Source organism: Frankia umida, assembly GCF_023242945.1.
Classification (GTDB): Bacteria; Actinomycetota; Actinomycetes; order Frankiales; family Frankiaceae; genus Frankia; species Frankia umida.
This window is the reverse complement of record NZ_JALKFT010000007.1, coordinates 73144-92212: the sequence shown is the minus strand read 5'-3', so window position 1 is coordinate 92212 and position 19069 is coordinate 73144. Positions and strand designations below refer to the sequence as shown.

13 protein-coding genes are annotated in these 19069 nt (G+C 72.0%); 8 read left to right on the top strand and 5 right to left on the bottom strand.

The features are described from left to right. Positions 1-33 precede the first annotated feature (33 nt). The gene (locus MXD59_RS09270) at positions 34-609 is read right to left on the bottom strand and encodes a TerD family protein (RefSeq protein ID WP_248815276.1); all 576 of its coding nucleotides are present in this window, start codon (positions 607-609) and stop codon (positions 34-36) included. 281 nt (positions 610-890) lie between these two features. Here MXD59_RS09270 and MXD59_RS09265 point away from each other — a divergent pair, with 281 nt between their 5' ends. The 3 genes from MXD59_RS09265 (at position 891) to MXD59_RS09255 (ending at position 2635) form a co-directional block, all read left to right on the top strand. Continuing rightward, a complete protein-coding gene (locus tag MXD59_RS09265; protein WP_248815275.1) occupies positions 891-1109 on the top strand; it encodes a hypothetical protein in 219 nt (72 codons plus the stop codon). 96 nt (positions 1110-1205) lie between these two features. Continuing rightward, the gene (locus MXD59_RS09260; protein ID WP_248815274.1) at positions 1206-1658 is read left to right on the top strand and encodes a MerR family transcriptional regulator; all 453 of its coding nucleotides are present in this window, start codon (positions 1206-1208) and stop codon (positions 1656-1658) included. Next, positions 1658-2635: an aldo/keto reductase gene (locus tag MXD59_RS09255; RefSeq protein WP_248824337.1), complete on the top strand. Its 978-nt coding sequence runs from the start codon at positions 1658-1660 to the stop codon at positions 2633-2635. Before MXD59_RS09260 ends, MXD59_RS09255 begins: the two co-directional genes overlap by 1 nt. Positions 2636-2741: 106 nt before the next feature. On the opposite strand, the gene MXD59_RS09250 is transcribed toward MXD59_RS09255, so the two are convergent. Next, positions 2742-3740, bottom strand: a complete 999-nt coding sequence (locus tag MXD59_RS09250) for a winged helix-turn-helix domain-containing protein (protein ID WP_248824336.1) — start codon at positions 3738-3740, stop codon at positions 2742-2744. Positions 3741-3996: 256 nt separating this feature from the next. After that, complete coding sequence (gene cobN / locus MXD59_RS09245) at positions 3997-7989, bottom strand: cobaltochelatase subunit CobN (protein WP_248824335.1); 3993 nt, start codon at positions 7987-7989, stop codon at positions 3997-3999. A 462-nt stretch (positions 7990-8451) separates the two neighbouring features. Here cobN and cobG point away from each other — a divergent pair, with 462 nt between their 5' ends. The 3 genes from cobG to MXD59_RS09230 are packed head-to-tail and all read left to right on the top strand — an operon-like array spanning position 8452 to position 12202. Beyond that, entirely contained in the window at positions 8452-9903 is a 1452-nt protein-coding gene (gene cobG / locus MXD59_RS09240) for a precorrin-3B synthase (protein WP_248824334.1), read from the top strand. Then, on the top strand, positions 9903-10565 hold the full coding sequence (locus tag MXD59_RS09235) for a precorrin-8X methylmutase (RefSeq protein WP_248824333.1): 663 nt from the start codon (positions 9903-9905) through the stop codon (positions 10563-10565). The genes cobG and MXD59_RS09235 overlap by 1 nt, the downstream gene beginning before the upstream one ends. Then, a complete protein-coding gene (locus tag MXD59_RS09230) occupies positions 10562-12202 on the top strand; it encodes a precorrin-2 C(20)-methyltransferase (protein WP_248824332.1) in 1641 nt (546 codons plus the stop codon). The genes MXD59_RS09235 and MXD59_RS09230 overlap by 4 nt, the downstream gene beginning before the upstream one ends. Here the strand turns inward: MXD59_RS09230 and MXD59_RS27760 are convergent. Continuing rightward, positions 12197-13843 (bottom strand): cobalt-precorrin-6A reductase, encoded by a 1647-nt coding sequence (locus tag MXD59_RS27760; protein ID WP_308301679.1) that lies wholly within the window; start codon positions 13841-13843, stop codon positions 12197-12199. The two genes, MXD59_RS09230 and MXD59_RS27760, sit on opposite strands and share 6 nt — an antisense overlap. Before the next feature lie 146 nt (positions 13844-13989). Next, the gene (locus MXD59_RS09215; protein ID WP_248824331.1) at positions 13990-14769 is read right to left on the bottom strand and encodes a DUF3710 domain-containing protein; all 780 of its coding nucleotides are present in this window, start codon (positions 14767-14769) and stop codon (positions 13990-13992) included. A gap of 350 nt (positions 14770-15119) precedes the next feature. Here MXD59_RS09215 and MXD59_RS09210 point away from each other — a divergent pair, with 350 nt between their 5' ends. Both MXD59_RS09210 and MXD59_RS09205 read left to right on the top strand, forming a co-directional pair. Then, positions 15120-16478 carry a DUF5925 domain-containing protein gene (locus MXD59_RS09210; RefSeq protein ID WP_248824330.1) on the top strand — a complete coding sequence of 453 codons (1359 nt, stop codon included), beginning with the start codon at positions 15120-15122 and terminating at the stop codon, positions 16476-16478. Between the two features lie 803 nt (positions 16479-17281). Next, entirely contained in the window at positions 17282-18913 is a 1632-nt protein-coding gene (locus MXD59_RS09205; protein WP_248824443.1) for a carboxyl transferase domain-containing protein, read from the top strand. Positions 18914-19069 lie beyond the last annotated feature (156 nt).

Sequence of the window (19069 nt, the reverse complement as noted above, 5' to 3'; positions counted from 1 at the left end):
CAGCGGCCCGGCGCGATCAGACGTCCAGGGCGATCAGACGTCGAGGCCGTAGGAGCGGGCGATCGCGGTCAGATCCTGCACCCCGCCCTCGCCGAGCGCCCGGAAATGCCAGCCGTCACCCTCGCGTAGCAGGTCACCGAACAGCATGGAGGTGTCGCGGGCAGCGGAGGAGGACAGATCGTAACGGACCAGCTCGGTGTCGGTGTCGGTGTTGACGACACGAATGTAGGCGTTGTGCACGTCACCGAAACTCTGCCGACGATACTCCGCGTTGTGGATGGTCACCGGGAACACGATCCGGGTGATCGCGCGCGAAAGCAGATCGAGACGCACGTCGATCTGTTCGTCGTCTCCGCGGCCCTCCCCGGTGAGGCTGTCGCCGCGATGCACGATCTCCCCGCGCGGCGTGCTCAGGTTGTTGTAGTAGACGAAATAGCCCCGGTTCGGGGCGAGGCCGTTGTCCTGTAGGGCGATCGCGCTCGCGTCCAGGTCGAACTCCTGCGCCCCCGGGCTGTTCGGGTCCCAGCCCAGACCGACCCTGATATGGGTCAGGACGCCCGTGGTTTCGACGAGGGCGGTGCTGGCACCCTTGGCGAGATCAATACCCACTGTTGTCCACACTCACTGTCGTCGTTTCCTACCTGCGCCTGCGGCCTGCCTGCTCCCGCCCCCGGCTCACCGAAGATCCATGTTGGACGCGGGATGCGTGATCAGCCAAGCACATACCGCCGGCTGGGGGCGGGGCAACGCGGATACTTGCGCATCTGCCATCCGGATACGGGCGCGGTGGAACGCACTGGTACCACCGCGGGCCACAGCCGCACCGATGGGGGTGCGGTCGGTCCGTTCCACGGGCGCGTGGTAGGGGTGATTGGCTAACGTCGTCAGGTGTGGATCAGCTTCCGCTGCTTGTCGGCTCCGGCGACATCGCCCGTGCGCTCGGTCTGACCCGTCAGGCGGTGGACCATCGGATGCGCGTCGACCCGGCGGCACCCAGACCGGCCGCGGTGGTGAACCGCACCGCCACCTGGGGCGGCACCCGGATCTGGTGGCGCGCCGAGGTCGACCGTTGGCTGCGCCTCGAACCCGAGCACTGGCACCTGCGCTGACGTCCGCTCTCCCGCGCCACCCGGGTCGCATGCGGTTGACCACGCTGACCTCGGATGGTTGACCTCGAGCGCACTCCAGGTCCTAGCGTCTGTGGCATGGCCACGCTTGAAGCGTCCGTATCGCCGCCGGTGCGGCCGTCCACCCATGTCGGCACGTCGACCGACGGCCACGCCGGTGACGGCGAGTCGACCTGGACGATCGCCCAGGCCGCCCAGGCCACCGGGGTGAGCGTGCACACCCTGCGGTACTACGAGCGGGCCGGGCTGATGCGGGAACCGGTCGCCCGGGCCGCCTCGTCGCATCGTCGTTACACCGCCTCCGACATCGCCTGGGTGAGTTTCCTGACCAGGCTGCGGCTGACGGGCATGCCGATCCGCGAGATGGCCCGCTACGCACGGCTGGCCCGCGCCGGTGCCGGCACCGAGACGGACCGGCTGGCCCTGCTCACCGAGCACCGCCGTCGGGTGCTCGACCGGTTGCACGAGGAACAGCGCAACCTGGCCGCCATCGACCACAAGATCGCCCACTACGAGAGGATCCTCCGTTGATGCGCACCGTCACTCTCGGCTCCGCGGGCCTGCGGGTTTCCCGGCAGGGCCTGGGCTGCATGGGTATGTCCGACTTCTACGGCGCGACTGACGACACCGAGTCGATCGCGACGATCCACCGCGCCCTGGACCTCGGCGTCACCTTCCTGGACACCGCGGACATGTACGGTCCGCACACCAACGAGCGGCTCGTCGGCACCGCCCTCGCGGACCGCCGCGACGAGGTCGTGCTGGCCACGAAGTTCGGCATCATCCGGGACCCGGCCAACCCGGCGGCCCGTGGGATCAACGGCCGGCCTGACTACGTCCGGGCCAGCGTCGAGGGCTCGCTGGCCCGCCTCGGCGTCGACCACATCGACCTCTACTACCAGCACCGCGTCGACCCGACCGTGCCGATCGAGGAGACCGTCGGGGCGATGGCCGACCTGGTCACCGCCGGCAAGGTCCGCTACCTGGGCCTGTCGGAGGCGTCGGCGGCGACGATCCGTCGCGCCCACGCCGTCGCGCCGATCAGCGCGGTGCAGACCGAGTACAGCCTGTGGACCCGCGATCTTGAGCAGGACATCCTGCCGACCCTGCGTGAGCTCGGTATCGGCCTGGTCGCCTACAGCCCGCTGGGCCGGGGTTTTCTCACCGGCGCCCTGCGTTCCACGGCGGACGTCGCCTCCGACGACTTCCGTCGCGGCCTCCCGCGGCTGCAGGGTGACAACCTCGAGGCGAACCTCCAGCTGGTCGCCGAGATCGAGAAGATCGCCACCGACAAGGGGGTGACCCCGGCCCAGCTCGCGCTTGCCTGGGTGCAGCATCAGGGCGACGACATCGTGCCGATCCCCGGCACCAAGCGCCGTCGCTACCTCGAGGACAACGCCAGCGCCACCGAGATCACCCTGACCGACGCCGAAGCGGACCGTCTGGGAACCCTTGGTGCGTCCGTCGCCGGCGACCGCTACCCCGACATGTCCACGATCGACAGCTGACGCGGAACCCTTCTCCCGGGTGCCCTTACCTCGCACGTCCGCTCGAGGGACGTCCGATCGAGGACGGGGCGCTCGAGGGACGGGTGCCCTTGTGCTCGCCGGGGGGTCAGTCGCCACCGGAGGGAGCGCACACGCGGTAGCCGATGCCGCGCACGGTGAGGATGTGGGTGGGCGCCGAGGGGTCCACCTCCACCTTGCGGCGCAGCCGCCGGACGTGGACGTCGAGCATCCGCGCCCCGCCGAAGTAGTCGTAGCCCCAGATCCGTTCCATCAGCTGCCGACGGCTGACCGCCTGCCCGCCGGCCACGGCCAGCTCGCACAGCAGACGGAACTCGGTGCGGGTCAGAGCCTGGTCCTCGCCGTGGCGACGCACCACCCCCTCAGCCGGCCGGATCTGCAGTTCGCCGACGCTGAAGGCCCGGCCCGGACCCTGCCCGGCGGGGCGGGTACGGCGCAACAGGGCGCGTAGCCGGGCCAGTGCCTCCGCGGACAACGGCGGAGCGGTGATGAAGTCGTCGGCGCCGGCCTCAAGACCCGCGACGATGCCCTGCGGGTCAGCGCGATCGGCCACGACGACCAGCGCGACGTCGCCGCCCGCCCGGACCTGCCGGCAGAACTCCAGCCCGCTCATCGGCGCCAGCTCTGGCTCCACCGCTGGCCCCGGCGCCTGTTCCGACGTCCGGGCCGAGGTCGGCGTCGGCGTTGCCGTCGCTGTCGGGGCGGGGGCGGGGGCGGGGAAGCTGACCGGCGGGGGTCCGGCCGGGCCGTAGACGAGCGTGTCGAGTCGTTCCGCGGCGAGCGCGGCCCGCTCGGGTGGCGGTAGCTGTTCGCGTGCGGGCGGTCGGCTCGTCTCCCCGGGCCAGACCGGACGGTCGAACCAGGGATCGTCGAGGGCGGCCAGGTCGTCGGGCAACGGCAGGGCGCCCGGCTCGGTGCCCAGTGGGAGGCAGCTCAGGACCAGATCCACCGACCGGGAGGCGAGCACGGCGAGGGCATGGTCCGCCGAACGGGCGGTGTCGACGCCGTAGCCCTCGTCCACCAGCGTGGTCAGCAGCTCGCGGCGCGCCGCCGCCTCGTCACCCACCAGCAGAAGAGTCGTCCGCACCTTGGCCATTTTCCCCGAAGCCCACGCTGATTCCCAGCGGGCCTGCGCGGGTGGTGGGACCGCCGGCCCGTCCGACACCGGCTGATGGGCCGGGCAGCGCTGCGTTGTGGCTGGTAGGCGGGCCGCACGTGCCATTGGGCAGGGACGGCGAAGGGACGGACGGCCTCCAGCGGGGGTAGCCCTGGCTCCCCGACTGGGGACTGTGGTCCCGGCTCGATCGCGCCGCCTGGCCACCCGGGCGGTCCGGTCGTCAGCGCTACCGCGGCGGCCCCGCGGCGGGTTCGGTGGCGGCCGTGGTGTCCTCCAGCTGCCCCTCGGTCCGCAGGTAGAGCTCCTGGAGGCCGTCCAGCGTGGCCGGTTCGGGATGCTCCCACAGGCCGCGGGCGGCGGCCTCGAGCAGACGTTCGGCGATGCCGTGCAGAGCCCACGGATTCGACTCGAGGAAGAACTTCTGACTGTCGGCGTCCAGGGCATAGGTCTCGGCGAGACGCTCGTACATCCAGTCGGCCACGACTCCCGCGGTGGCGTCGTAGCCGAACAGGTAGTCCACGGTGGCGGCCATCTCGAACGCACCCTTGTAGCCGTGGCGGCGCATGGCGGCGAGCCAGCGGGGGTTCACGACCCGGGCGCGGAAGACCCGCGAGGTCTCCTCGGACAGGGTCCGGGTGCGTACCGCCTCCGGTCGGGTGCTGTCGCCGATGTAGGCCGCGGGTGCCCGGCCGGTCAGCGCCCGCACGGTCGCGATCATGCCGCCGTGGTACTGGAAGTAGTCGTCGGAGTCGGCGATGTCGTGCTCGCGGGTGTCGACGTTCTTCGCGGCCACAGCGATCCGCCGGTAGGCGGCTTCCATGTCGGGACGGGCCGGTGTCCCGTCGACGCCACGACCGTAGGCGTAACCACCCCAGGTGGCGTACACCTCGGCGAGGTCGGCGTCGTCACGCCAGTTCCGACTGTCGATCAGTGGCAGCAGGCCCGCGCCGTACGCCCCCGGACGTGACCCGAAGATCCGCAGGGTGGCACGCCGCTCATCCCCGTGATCGGCCAGGTCGGCGCGGGCGTGGGCCCGCACATGGTTGTCCTCGTCGGGCTCGTCGAGGTCCGCGACCAGCCGCACCGCGTCGTCCAGCATCGCCACGACATGCGGGAACGCGTCGCGGAAGAATCCGCTGATACGCACGGTCACATCGATGCGCGGCCGGCCGAGTTCCGCGAGCTCGATCGGCTCGAGTCCGTGTACCCGGCGCGACGCGTCGTCCCACAGCGGACGGACACCGAGCAGGGCCAGTACCTCGGCCACGTCGTCGCCGCTGGTACGCATCGCGCTCGTGCCCCAGACCGACAGGCCGACCGACTCCGGCCAGCGCCCGGTATCCGCCCGGTAACGTTCCAGCAGGCTGGCCGCCATGGCCTGCCCGGTCTCCCAGGCGAGTCGGCTCGGCACGGCCTTCGGGTCGACCGAGTAGAAGTTGCGCCCCGTCGGCAGCACGTTGACCAGTCCCCGCAGCGGCGATCCGCTCGGCCCCGCCGGTACGTACCCGCCGTCTAGGGCGTGCAGCACGTTGCCGATCTCGTCGGTGGTCCGGGCCAGCCGCGGGACGATCTCGGTCGCGGCGAACCGCAACACCGCCGCCACCGCCTCGTGCCGCCCGGCCAGCTCACCCGCCAGCCCCACCCCGTCGGACGGCTCCCCCTCGTCGGACGGCTCCCCCTCGTCGGACAGCTCCACCTCGTCGGACAGCTTCACCTCGTCGGACAGCTTCACCTCGTCGGACGGTTCCGCGGAACCGCTGCTCGCCGCGTCGATGTGCCGCTTCGGGCTGGCCGGCTCGCCGAGGATCGCGGTGACGGTGGGGTCGACAGCGGCCGGGTCCCAGCCCTGGCGTTCCAGCTCGGTGACCAGGGAGAGGGCGACGCGTTCGGCCTCGTCCACGGTGGTGCGCGACGCCGCCTGAGCGCCTTCGTCGAGACCGAGTGCCTCACGCAGACCGGGCAGGGTCTGCTGCCCGCCCCACATCTGACGGGCCCGCAGCATCGCCAGCACCAGGTTGACCTGGGCCGCGCCGGTCGGTGCGACGCCGAGGACGTGCAGGCCGTCGCGGATCTGCGCGTCCTTGACCTCGCACAGCCAGCCGTCGACGTGCAGCAGGAAATCGTCGAACTCGACGTCATGCGGCCGGTCGGCGAGGCCCAGATCGTGATCGAGGCGGGCGGCCTGGATGAGCGTCCAGATCTGGGCGCGGATCGCCGGCAGCTTCGCCGGGTCCATGGCGGCGATCGAGGCGTGTTCGTCCAGGAGCTGTTCGAGGCGGGCCAGATCGCCGTAGCTTTCCGCCCGGGCCATCGGTGGGACGAGATGGTCGATGAGGGTGGCGTGCGCCCGCCGCTTCGCCTGGGTGCCCTCGCCCGGGTCGTTCACCAGGAACGGGTAGATCATCGGCAGGTTGCCCAGCGCCGCGTCCGACGGGCAGGAGGCGCTCATCCCGACCGTCTTGCCGGGCAGCCATTCCAGGGTGCCGTGCTTGCCGAGATGAACCAGGGCATGCGCGCCGAACCCGCCCGCCGTCGGGGCGGCGGACAGCCAGCGGTAGGCGGCCAGGTAGTGGTGGCTCGGCGGCAGATCCGGATCGTGGTAGATCGCGACCGGGTTCTCCCCGAACCCACGCGGCGGCTGGACGAGCAGCGCGATGTTGCCGGCCCGCAGCGCGGCCAGCACGATGTCACCGTCCGGGCTCGCGTTCGCGCCGCGGTCGACGTACAGCTCGCCGGGCGCCGGGCCCCAGTGCCGCTCGACGCGGTCGCGCAGATCGGTCGGCAACGTGTCGAACCAGGCCCGGTAGTCGTCGGCGCGGATGCGTACCGGGTTGCCGGCGAGCTGGGCTTCGGTGAGCCAGGCCGGATCCTGCCCGCCGGCCTCGATGATCCCGTGGATGAGGGCGTCGCCGTCGCTGGCGGCGACCCCCGGCAGCGCGTCCGGGCCGTCGGCGGGCCCGATGTCGTAACCGGCCGCGCGCATCGCGTGCAGGAGCCGCACGGTGCTCGCGGGGGTGTCCAGGCCGACGGCGTTGCCGATCCGGGAGTGTTTCGTCGGGTAGGCCGACAGCATCAACGCGATCCGGCGATCCGCCGCCGGGACGTGACGTAGCCGCCCGTGCGCGACCGCCAGGCCCGCGACCCGGTCGGCCCGCTCGGTGTCGGCGACGTAGCTGGTCAGGCCGTCGGCGTCGACCTCCTTGAACGAGAACGGCACGGTGATCAGCCGGCCGTCGAACTCGGGGATCGCCACCTGGGTGGCCGCGTCCAACGGGGACAGCCCGTCATCCGAACCGGCCCACGTCGCCCGCGCGCTGGTCAGGCACAGGCCCTGCAGAATCGGGATGTCCAGGGCCGCGAGCGCGCCGACGTCCCAGGCCTCGTCGTCACCGCCGGCTCCGACCTTCGCCGGCTGACTGCCGCCGGCGGCGAGTACGGTGACGACCAGCGCGTCCACCCGGCCAAGGACGGCGAGCAGTTCCGGTTCGGCGGTCCGCAACGACGCGCAGAACACCGGCAGGGCCACCCCACCGGCACGTTCCACCGCCGCGGCGAGTTCCGCGACGAACGTCGTGTTGCCGGCGACGTGATGCGCCCGGTAGTACAGGATGCCGACCACCGGCCGCCCCGCCGGCACCGACAGCGCCTCGGCAGCCGCCGGATCGGCCGTGGCAACCGGATCGGTCGTGTCACCCGGGTCGGCGGCGAAACCCGGCAGGACCCCCCAGGACGGTGTGACCACCGGCGGGTCGAAACCATCGCCGGTGAGCAGCAGGGTGTCGGCGAGGAAGCGGTGAAGCTCGCGCAGGTTCGCCGGGCCGCCCTCGGCCAGGTAGGCGTGCGCCTGGGCGCAGATCCCCCCAGGGACGGTGGAGGCGGCCATGAGCTCCGCGTCCGGCACCCGCTCCCCGCCGAGGACGACCACCGGTCGCGGCCCGGCGAGCAACGCCGCCAGGCCCTCCTCCCACATCCGCCGCCCGCCGAGGATGCGCACCACCACGACGTCGACCCCGTCGGTGAGCCCAGGCAGGTCGGCCACCCCAAGCCGGGCCGGATTGCCAAGCCGGTAGCGGGCGCCGCTGGCCCGCGCGGACAACAGGTCCGTATCGGAGGTGGACAGCAGCAGAACCGCGGCGTCGAACTCGGTGTCGCCGCTGCCACCCGGGCCGCCGGACGCGACAGCCGTGGTGGGAGGTACCTCGGGGCGTGCGGGGGTCATGAAGTTGCCTCTCCCGGGGGATCCGCGTCCCCGTGTCAGCTGGCGCCAACGCTGCGCCGGCGGTGCCGGACGGCGACCCTGACCCGACGTGGACGCGCCGGCGGAAAACATGACGATGCCGTCACCCGCGGTGGCGCACCCGAACCGTTATCGGGACCTGCCGTGCCCCTGACGGCCGAGCCGAGTATCCCGGCTCCCGGGTGCCCGCCGAGCCTGCCCGAACCCGCGGACCGCGCTCGCCCGCCTGTGGCCACCGGTGACTGTGGCCACCGGTGACTGTGGCCACGGTGGTGCGGTGCCGAGTGCGTTCCTGGCCGACCTACCATGACAGATCGGCCACCCACACTGTCAAGCCGTGCCCACGTCAACGGACGTATCCCGGCCACTTTTCCCGCTCCGCCCGGCTGTGGGCAGTGACCGGATCGGCCGCGCCTGTCCCGGGGTTGCACGTATGCTCCGCCGGTGTCCACCAGCCGGCGGGAGCGCACCCAGGATGCCTGCCCCGGGGTGCTGCGAACGCATCCGGCCGCTGACGGCGCGCTCGCCCGGTTACGGCTGCCCGGGGGCCGGCTCGCCCCCCGAGCGGCGCGTGAACTCGCGGCGTGTGCCCGTGAACTCGGCGACGGCCACCTGGAGCTGACCTCCCGCGGCAACGTGCAGATCCGCGGCCTCGCTGACGGCGCCGCCGTGGCTCTGGCCGGGCGGGCCAGGGCGGTGGGCCTGCTGCCGTCGGACACCCATGAGCGCATCCGCAACATCGTGGCGTCTCCGCTGTCGGGGCGCGGCCCCGGTGGGCGGGACGTGCGGGGACTCGTGGCCGCCCTCGACGAGGGCCTGCGCGCCGATCCGGTGCTGGCGGCGCTGCCCGGACGAGTCCTGTTCGCGGTCGACGACGGTAGCGGCGACCTGGAGGGCATCCCGGCGGATCTGGCGCTGCGGGCGCAGCCGGGCGGCCGGACCCTGGTGTGTGTCGCCGGCGAGACGCTGGCACTGCGGGTCCCCGACATGGTGGCGGTGCCCGCGCTGCTCGCTGCGGCTCGGGCCTTCGTGGACCGGGTCGCCGCGGGCGGACCAGCCGCGTCCGCCTGGCGGGTCGCCGAACTGCCCGACGGCCGCGATCAGCTTCTTGCCGCCGCGGCCGGCGTCGCCGCGACCGCCGGCGCACTCGTCGCCGACGACCGGCCGGTGACCCCGGGTACGTCCATCCCGGGTATGTCGACGGGGAGGTCGAAGCGGCCGGCGTCGCCGGGGGCACGGCCTGGGGCCCATGCCCAGCGGGACGGACGCTGGGCGTTGACGGCGCTCGTACCGCTGGGTCGGCTGCGGGCCGACCAGCTCGACCTGGTGGCCGGGATCGCCGAGCGGATCGAGGAGCCATCCGTCGGTGGCGACCAGGGCACGGCGGGTGCCGGCGCGCTGGTGGTGACGCCGTGGCGGTCGGTGGTGCTGCTGGATCTGACCGCGGCGCAGCTGGCGGATGTCCGTACGCGGCTGGCCGCCGCGGGCCTGGTCGTCGAGGAGGACTCCGGCTGGCTCGGCGTGACGAGCTGCGCTGGACGTCCCGGCTGCGCCCGCGCCCTCGCCGACGTGCGCCGTGATGCCACCCGGGTGGCGCTGGCGGCGGGGGCCGGGGCGCGGCGGCCGGCACTGCCGGTGCACTGGTCGGGCTGCGGCCGTCGGTGTGGGCAGCCGTCCGGCGCCGTCGCGGAGGTGGTCGCGCAGCCGGACGGATATCACGTGCGAGCGGGGTCTCTGGCATCCTCGGCTCCGTTCGTGGTGACCTGGGCTCCGGATGCGCCGGTACCTGTGGGTGCGGCCGGTGACGGGGACCGCGAACCGGGCGTGGTGGACTGGTCGGCTCTCGTCGACGCGGTGACGGAGGCACGGGAGCTGCATCGACGGGAGACGGGCTGATGGAGACTGCGATGTCGGCGGGCACGCCGCGTCCGGAGTACGACTACATCCGGGACGGGGCGGAGATCTACCGTCGGTCGTTCGCGACGATTCGCGCGGAGGCCCGCCTGGACGGGCTGCCCGCGGATCTCGCCCGGGTCGCCGTCCGCATGATCCACTCATGCGGGATGGTCGACCTGGTCGACGACCTGGCCGCCAGCCCCGGGGTGGTCGCGGCGGCGCGCTCGGCGCTGCTGGCGGGGGCGCCCGTCCTGTGCGACGCGCAGATGGTCGCCGCCGGTGTGACCCGGCGCCGGCTACCGGCGGACAACGAGATCCTGTGCCTGCTGGGCGACCCGCGGGTGCCGGCTCTGGCCGCCCAGGTCGGTACCACCCGCAGCGCCGCCGCCGTCGATCTGTGGGTGCCGCGGCTGAACGGCGCGGTCGTGGCGATCGGCAACGCACCGACGGCGCTGTTCCGGCTGCTCGAGCTGGTCGCGGCCGGAGCGGGGCGTCCCGCGGCGGTCCTCGGCGTGCCGGTGGGGTTCATCGGGGCCGCCGAGTCCAAGCGGGCCCTCGTCGAGGATCCGGCTGGCCTGGAGTACCTCGTCGTCCACGGCCGGCGCGGGGGAAGCGCGATGGCCGTGGCCGCCATCAACGCCATCGCGAGCGAAGCCGAATGACCGCCGTGGCCGAGCCGGTCGTTGACGAAACTCCGGTGGGACGGCTGTGGGGGGTGGGGGTCGGCCCGGGAGACCCGGAGCTGATCACCATGAAGGCGGTGCGGCTCATCCGGGACGCGGATGTGATCGTGTACCACAGCGCGCGGCACGGGCGCAGCATCGCCCGCTCGATCGCCGCCACCCATCTGCGCGGCGACCAGATCGAGGAGGCCCTCGTCTACCCGGTGACCACCGGGGCGACCAGCCACCCGGGCGGTTACCGGGGGGCGATCGACGAGTTCTACGAGGACTGCGCCAAGCGGCTGGCCACCCACCTGGACGCCGGTCGCGACGTCGTCGTGCTCAGCGAGGGCGACCCGTTCTTCTACGGTTCGTTCATCCACCTGCACCGCCGGCTCGCCGATCGGTATCCGACCGAGGTGGTGCCGGGGGTGACCTCGCTGTCCGCCGGCTGCGCGGTGCTGGGTCGGCCGCTCGTCGAGGGCAACGAGGTACTGACCGTGCTGCCGGGCACCCTGCCACCGGACGTGCTGGCCGCACGGATCGCCGGGACCGACACCGCCGTCGTGCTCAAGATGGGCCGGACGTTCCCCGGCGTGCGCGAGGCGTTCACCGAGGCGGGCCGCCTCGCTGATACCTGGTACGTCGAGCGGGCCACCACCGCGGGCCAGCGCGTCGCCCGCCTGGACGAGGTCGACGCGGAGTCCGTGCCGTACTTCTCGCTGGCGGTCCTGCCAAGCCCCGTGCGCGGTCCGCGGGATCCGGCACCGCTGCGGGCCGGGCAGGCCGAATGGGTGACACCTCCGGTCGGCGGTTCCGCCCGGCGGCCAGTCGAGGCGGTGCCTGAGGTCGTGGTGTCCGAGGTCGTGGGGATCGGTGACGGGCAGGCGGGGGAGGTGGTCGTCGTCGGGCTTGGCCCGGGGGACACGGCATGGCTCACACCCCAGGCGGCGGCGGCACTCGCCGTGGCCGAGGACCTCATCGGCTACGGCCCGTACCTGGACCGAGTACCCCCCAACCCGCGGCAGCGCCGGCATCCGTCGGGCAACACCGTCGAGGCCGACCGGGCCGAACACGCCCTGGAACTCGCCGCGGCCGGAGCCCGGGTGGCGGTGGTGTCCTCGGGCGATCCGGGTGTGTTCGCGATGGCCACCGCCGTCGTCGAGGCGGCGGCGCAGGAGCGGTTCGCGCAGGTGGCGGTGCGGATCGTGCCCGGGCTGACCGCGGCCCAGGTGGTGGCGAGTCGAGTGGGCGCGCCGTTGGGGCACGACTTCTGCGTGCTGTCGCTGTCCGACCGGCTGAAGCCCTGGGAGATCATCGAGCGGCGCCTGCGGGCGGCCGCGGCCGCCGATCTCGTGCTGGCCCTGTACAACCCGGCGTCGCGGACCCGTCGGGAGCAGCTGGACCGGGCGTTCACGGTGATCCGGGAGCATCGTGCCCCGGACACGCCACTGGTGATCGGCCGTGACGTCGGTGGACCCACCGAGTCGATCACGGTGACGACGCTCGGTGACGTCGATCCCGCTGTCGTGGACATGCGCAGTCTGCTGCTCGTCGGCTCGTCGATGACCCGCATCGTGCGCCACCGCCGAACGGGCGACCTCGTCTTCACCCCGCGGAGCTATCCGGCCTCATAGCCCCGTCGAAGGCGCGGCCATGTTCTGCTTGTTGATCCTGGCGAGCGCCTCCTCGACGGAGGCCGTGATGTCCGCGCCTGGTGGCGGTGCGGGCCGGTCGACGAGCACGACGGGCAGGCCCAGCTCGCGGGCGGCCGTCAGTTTCGCCGCGGTCATCGGTCCACCGCTGTCCTTGGTGACGACGACGTCGATGGCATGGCTGCGCAGCAGCGTTCGCTCGGCGTCGACATCGAAGGGCCCCCGGTCGAGCAGAACGGTGTGCCGTGGCGGCAGAGGCCCCTCGGGCGGATCGACGCAGCGGATCAGGAACCAGGGGCGGGCCAGGGGCGCGAACAGCCCGAGATCGCCACGCCCGGTGGTCAGAAAGACCCGCGGCGCGGTCTCGGTCCTCGCTCCACCAGGTGCGAAACCCTCGAGCAGTTCGACCGCGGCGACCATGGTCGGTACCCGCCGCCAGTCATCTCCCGGCCCCTCGTGCCAACCGGGCCGGCGCAGCACGACCAGTGGTAGTGCCACCGCGGCGGCCGCGGTCGCCGCGGACGCCTGCATCCTGGCCGCGAACGGGTGGGTGGCGTCGACGACCAGGTCGATCCGTTCGGCACGCAGAAGCGCGGCGAGTCCGTCCGGTCCACCGAAGCCGCCGATCCGCACGCGACACGACGGTGGAACCCGTGGGTCCCGTACCCGACCGGCGAGTGAGTACAGCACCTCGTACCGCCTGTCCGCGGCGAGCTCGGTGGCCAGTTGGCGAGCCTCGCCACTGCCACCGAGCAGCAGAATCCGGCGCGGCGCCGACGGCGCCGACCGCCCGGGTGGCACCGGCCCTCCCGGCGATCCCTGCGGCGCGGCGTCCGGTGGCACCGACGACCAGCCGCTGGCGGGCGCCGGCTGCCCGTTGTCCGGCGCGAAGCGGCCCTTGGAGTACAGGAAGCTGTCCTGGAAGTCGCCCGCGGCCAGTGCCCGGCCCACGATGATCACCGCCGTCCGGGTCAGGCCCGCGGCGCGGGACCGCCCGGCGATGTCCGCGAGGGTGCCGCGCAGCACCGTCTCCCGGTCACGACTGGCCCACGCCACCACGGCCGCGGGGCAGGTCGGACCATAACGGGGGGTCAGCTCGCGGACGACCTCCTCGATCCGGTGGACCGCCAGATGCAGGACGAGGGTCGCACGCGACGCCGACAACGTGGTCAGGTCCTCGCCCGGCGGCATCGGGCTGGACACCACCGACGTCCGGGTGAGAATCACGCTCTGCGCGATTCCGGGGATGGTCAGTTCCTGGCGCAGGGCGGCGGCAGCAGCCGCGAAGGCCGGCACTCCTGGCGTCACCTGGTAGGGGACACCGGCCTCGTCGAGCCGGCGTAGCTGTTCGGCCAGCGCGCTGTAGAGGGATGGATCACCCGAGTGCAGTCGGGCAACGTCCTCGCCGGCCGCGTGGGCGGCACACAGCTCGGCGACGATCTCGTCCAGAGTCATCCGGGCGGTGTCCACGAGCCGGGCGCCAGGTGGGCACCAGGCCAGCATCTCGGCTGGTACGAGGCTACCGGCGTACAGGCAGACCGGGCTCGAGGCGACGAGGTCACGCCCGCGGACAGTGATCAGATCCGCGGCGCCCGGCCCGGCTCCGATGAAGTGGACGGTCATCCGCGGCCCGACCTCAGGGCGGGTCGCCGTGCGGAACGGGACACGGGCCGCAACGCTAGCAGCCCGCGGCCGCACGAGCGGTCCACCGCCGGGCCAGGACAACGCCCGCACGCGCCCGTGTGGGCGGCGTGCGATCCGCCGGGCTCTCAGGCGAACAGGCCTCGAGCACCGAGGGTGATGACCTCGCTGGCCGCGCGGGGCGCGGGGACCTCCACGACCGGCGCGGCCCGGCGATCGGGGGGCAGGAGCGGGAGCGGTTCACGGACCGGCATCGGCTCCGAGCCGCGCACGACGACCGTGGCTGCGAGCAGTTCCTCAAGGGCAGGCGCGGCAGCGGGCATGGTGGCGGCCTCGCCGGTGAACACCGCGCACAGGAACCACCGTGGCCCGTCGACCCCGACCACGCGCGCCCTGGTCGGCCCCTGCTCGGTGACAACCGGCAGATGAAGCTCGGGACCGCGCGGACCTGGCCGTTCGATCGCCTGATGCGACTCGTCCTGCTCCTGGAGGGCGCTGCGCAGATCCTCGCGGATCCGCGCCCACAGACCTTCCCCTCGTGGTGCGGCGAGCACGGAAAGCTCGATCGTGGAGGTTCCGTCCGTGACGACCAGCGCCGGCAACGGGCCGGTACCGGACAGTCGCAGCCAGGTGCCGTCCACCCGTGGGATCAGCAACGCGCCGAAGTCGGCACGTTCGCGTTCGTCCGCTGGCAGGTCGGCCAGGTCGAAGGGACCAATGTGGGGGAGCCCATCAGCCTGTGTGATCCCTGACAGCGCGGTCAGGTCCGCATCCGCCTCGGCCACCACGGATGAGTCGTGGACCACCTCGCTCGGATCGACGGCGCCCGCCGGCCCGGCCGAGGGAGCTTCCGAGCGAGGCGTCCCGGGACGGGCGCCATCCGCGTCGCCGGACACATGGCGTCGCATCCACATTGCAGGTCGTCCACCAAGCACTGCGCTCCACCTCCAGCCTGGATCGTGAAGTGACAGGACGGCTCTTCTCGGTAGGCGCGCCGGTGAGGGGGGCGGCTTCCGCGGGGAGTGACCCGGACTCCGTGGGCGCGACACCTCGCCGGTCGCGGCCGCCCAGGCTGTCCAGCAGTCGAACCCCTCGGCGGAACATCCGCCCATCAAGTGACTTAAAGTAGTTGAATTTGTGCTTTGTGTCGCCGGGATGCGGGTGTCGATCACGGCCGAGCCGCGGTGTGTCGCGGCGTGGCGCGGTAAATCCGGTAACGGGATGGTGGAATCCCCACGCGTCCGGGACCATCAGGAGCGTGTCTGTTCCAAATCAGAAGGCGTCGCTGCCCAAGTCCTGGATGGTCTCCGAGTCGTTGAGCGGCGGCATGAAGCTTCCGTTTGTCGTCGGCCTGGACGATTCCGACACCCCGTACGACGTGGTCGACGCACTCGCCCTCGCTCCCTTCACGACCGGTGAACAGCCCTGGGCGCGCAGCGCGCGGCTTGACCGGCTGCGGCCGGGGGCCACTCTCTTGCCTTCCGGGGCGAGGGTGCTGCGCTCGGTGGTCGAGGAAGCCCGCGACTCGCGTCTTGCCGTGGGCGAGGGGTGGACTGTGCGGGCGGTGCGTTGGCGCGGCGGCGGAGGTGAGGTCACCGTGACCGCGGTCACCGAGCAGCTCGCCCGTGGAGTTCTCGAGGACGTGGTGCGGGCCTCCACCACCGAGGTCGGCGCCGACAACAACGTGACCATGGGCTTCTGGTACCTGTCGAGTCAGCGAGGGCCCATCCGGACCAGCCGTCGCACGGCCACGACGAGCTGGTCGTCCATCCGCGACAACTACGCCACATCGACAGTAGGTGATCTTGAAGCGCTGATGTCCGTCCGCCGCGAGACAGTGGCCGGCAGGCTCATCCTGCTGCACGGCCCAGCCGGGACCGGGAAGACCACCGTGCTGCGCGCCCTGGCCCATGAGTGGCGATCGTGGTGCCAGGTCGACTGTGTCCTCGATCCGGAGGCGCTGTTCGCTGATCCCGCATACATGATGGAGGTCGCGATCGGCTTCGACGACGACGACGACGGCGACGGCGACGCGGCGGACATCGCGCAGGAGTCGGCCGCGGACCCGGCGACGGTCGAAGCCGCGGGAGGCCAGGGAACCACCGGCGATGTCCAGGCACGCGGGGAGACCGATGATGCTGGCACCGGGGACGGTGATGCCGACGCCGGCGCGGCGAAGATCTCGGATTCTCCGGTGGGTGGGAGCGGGAGCCACGCCGAGGACCGGATGGGCCAGCCGGTCCGTCGTCGTTGGCGGCTGCTCGTCATCGAGGACTGTGACGAGCTGATTCGCGGTGATGGCCGAGGAACCACCGGTCAGCAGCTCTCGCGGCTGCTGAACCTGACCGATGGTCTGGTGGGCCAGGGGCGAGAGGTACTGGTGGCGCTGACCACCAACGAGGATCTGCTCCGACTGCATCCCGCGGTCGTGCGTCCTGGTCGATGCCTTGCCCAGATCGAGGTCGGCGCTCTGCCGTACGCGGAGGCGGTCTCCTGGCTCGGCACGGCGGAAGGCGTCGGTTCGACCATGACCCTCGCCGAGCTGTTCGCCCTGCGGGACGGCCGCGGCCTGCCACGACCCGCGCGCGTCGACGCCCGTCACGGCCTGTACCTGTAGGTCACCGGTGTTCGGGGTGTCGTGCGCGAGTCGCGCGGCGCCCCGAGCCGGTATCAGGACGTGATCAGGCCAGCAGGTATGACCGCATGCCCGCCGGACGAAGGCTCCTCGCTGTCGAGGGGCGGGGACGCGGCTCCACGGCGAGGATCAGCCACGCTGTTGAGTTGTCACGGTGCGAAGGGCGTCGTGTACCGGCCGGACGGATCGCCAGCCAGCCCAGCGGGCCGGCCGCGAAGCGCGGGAGGACCCCGGGCCGCGTCGTGGCGGGAGCCGCGGTGACGGAAACCGCCACGGCCCGGCCGAACTGTCGGACCCGGACGGCGACCCGCGCTGGTAGGTGGGCGGGAAGCCCGCGGTGATCGCATCTGCGCGGACGGCGGGACGCGGGTCGTCGCCGCACTGATCTCCGGTTGGCTGCGCCTCCGTCCGTGCCGGCGCTCGCCGCCCACCTGCTCGAGCGTCGGCCTCTGTGGAGCGGGACGAAGACGAATGGGTGCGGCGGGGAAGGGATATCCCCGCAGGTGGGAGCCTCTCGCCCGAGAGCCGCTAAGGTAGCCCGCGATGGCGTCAATCATGACAATTCCGTCGGGGTGGCGTACCGAATTCGGGGGATGGCGACGGTGCGGTGCGTCGCGTGTGGCCGCAAACGGCGGTGCGCGGTTCGATGTTCGGCGGAGGCGAGTGGATTCGCAACCTGCTGACCTGGGAAAACGTCATCATCGGCAAGATTGCGTCGACATTGTGGGGGTGTGACCGTGACCGCGGTACGCGTGGGAGACGCCGCCGGGGTGCCGACCGGTGAGATGAGTGCCGTCCCGCCGGGTGACGTTCCCGTCCTGGCCAGCCGGATCGATGCGTTCGGGGAGCAGGCGCGTCGCAACGCCGAGGGGCACTGGGACGCCGTGACGGATCTGCAGGAGCGGCTCGCCGTCGCCGCGGCCGGCGGGTCACCGAGGGCGCGTGAACGGCATGTCGAACGCGGCAAGCTGCTCCCGCGTGATCGGGTCGACGCTCTGCTTGATCGAGGGAGCCCCTTCCTCGAGCTCTCCCCGCTCGCGGCGAACGGGCTGTACGACGATCCGGTGCCGGGGGCGGGCATCATCACCGGGGTCGGACGGGTCAGCGGCCGGGAATGCCTCATCATCGCCAACGACGCGACGGTCAAGGGCGGCACCTACTACCCGTTGACCGTGAAGAAGCATCTGCGGGCGCAGGAGGTCGCGCAGCAGAACCGGCTGCCGTGTCTCTACCTGGTGGACTCGGGGGGCGCCTTCCTGCCGCTACAGGAGCAGGTGTTTCCTGATCGAGACCACTTCGGTCGGATCTTTTACAACCAGGCGCGGATGTCGGCGCAGGGCATCCCGCAGATTGCCGCCGTGCTGGGATCGTGCACGGCGGGGGGTGCCTACGTTCCGGCGATGGCCGACGAAGCGGTGATCGTCCGCGACCAGGGCACCATCTTCCTGGGCGGCCCGCCGCTGGTGAAGGCCGCGACCGGCGAGGTGGTGAGTGCCGAGGAGCTGGGTGGCGGGCTGCTGCACGCGCGCACGTCCGGCGTCACCGATCATCTCGCCGATGATGATCATCATGCGTTGCGGATCGTCCGGTCGATCGTGGCCACACTGGCACCCCGTGCGCAGCGGCCGTGGGAGGTCGTGCCGGTCGAGGAGCCCGCTGTCGACCCCGCGGGGCTGTACGCGGCTGTGCCACCGGACGGGCGTACCTCCTACGACGTCCGCGAGGTGGTCGCGCGCATTGTCGATGGCAGCCGCTTCGTCGAGTTCAAGGCGGAGTTCGGCACCACCCTGCTCACCGGAACCGCCCGGCTGCACGGCCATCCGGTGGGCATCGTGGCGAACAACGGGGTCCTGTTCGGTGAGTCGGCGCTCAAGGGCGCGCATTTTGTCGAGCTCTGCGACCAGCGCGGGATTCCGTTGGTGTTCCTGCAGAACATCACCGGCTTCATGGTCGGTCGTGAGTACGAAGCCGCCGGTATCGCCAAGCACGGCGCGAAGATGGTCAACGCCGTTGCCTGCGCCCGCGTACCGAAGTTCACGGTCGTCATCGGCGGATCCTACGGTGCGGGGAACTACTCGATGTGCGGGCGGGCGTACTCGCCACGTTTCCTGTGGATGTGGCCGACCGCACGGATCTCGGTGATGGGAGGTGACCAGGCCGCGGCCGTGTTGGCCACCGTTCGCCGTGATCAGCTTGCCGCCTCCGGTGTGGACTGGGGCGACGAGGAGGAGGCATCCTTCCGCACACCGATCCGTGAACGGTATGCGGCGCAGAGCAGCGCCTACTATTCGACGGCTCGGCTGTGGGACGACGGTGTGATCGATCCGGCGGACACCCGGACGGTGCTGGGGCTGGGGCTTTCGGTCGCGGCCAATGCTCCTCTTGATCCGGTTGGTTACGGAGTTTTTCGGATGTGACCTCTGCTCGTCGGAAAACAGTGCGGGTGACGGCGGGAGTGAGTGCAGTGGCATGCAGGGTGTGAACGGAGGGATCGACGTGACGGGCGGGAACGGTGAGAACCCGACTTCTGCTGGTGCGCTGCCCGCGCCGTCGCCGGCGGGGCCGACCACGAA

What these genes read in the sequence shown, in the direction of transcription:
- MXD59_RS09260 (WP_248815274.1), top strand. Translation starts at nt 1,206, where the DNA reads ATGGCCACGCTTGAAGCGTCCGTATCGCCGCCGGTGCGGCCGTCCACC.
- MXD59_RS09205 (WP_248824443.1), top strand. Translation starts at nt 17,282, where the DNA reads ATGAGTGCCGTCCCGCCGGGTGACGTTCCCGTCCTGGCCAGCCGGATC.
- cobN (WP_248824335.1), bottom strand. Translation starts at nt 7,989, where the DNA reads ATGACCCCCGCACGCCCCGAGGTACCTCCCACCACGGCTGTCGCGTCC.
- MXD59_RS09255 (WP_248824337.1), top strand. Translation starts at nt 1,658, where the DNA reads ATGCGCACCGTCACTCTCGGCTCCGCGGGCCTGCGGGTTTCCCGGCAG.
- MXD59_RS09235 (WP_248824333.1), top strand. Translation starts at nt 9,903, where the DNA reads ATGGAGACTGCGATGTCGGCGGGCACGCCGCGTCCGGAGTACGACTAC.
- MXD59_RS27760 (WP_308301679.1), bottom strand. Translation starts at nt 13,843, where the DNA reads ATGACCGTCCACTTCATCGGAGCCGGGCCGGGCGCCGCGGATCTGATC.
- MXD59_RS09215 (WP_248824331.1), bottom strand. Translation starts at nt 14,769, where the DNA reads ATGCGACGCCATGTGTCCGGCGACGCGGATGGCGCCCGTCCCGGGACG.
- MXD59_RS09230 (WP_248824332.1), top strand. Translation starts at nt 10,562, where the DNA reads ATGACCGCCGTGGCCGAGCCGGTCGTTGACGAAACTCCGGTGGGACGG.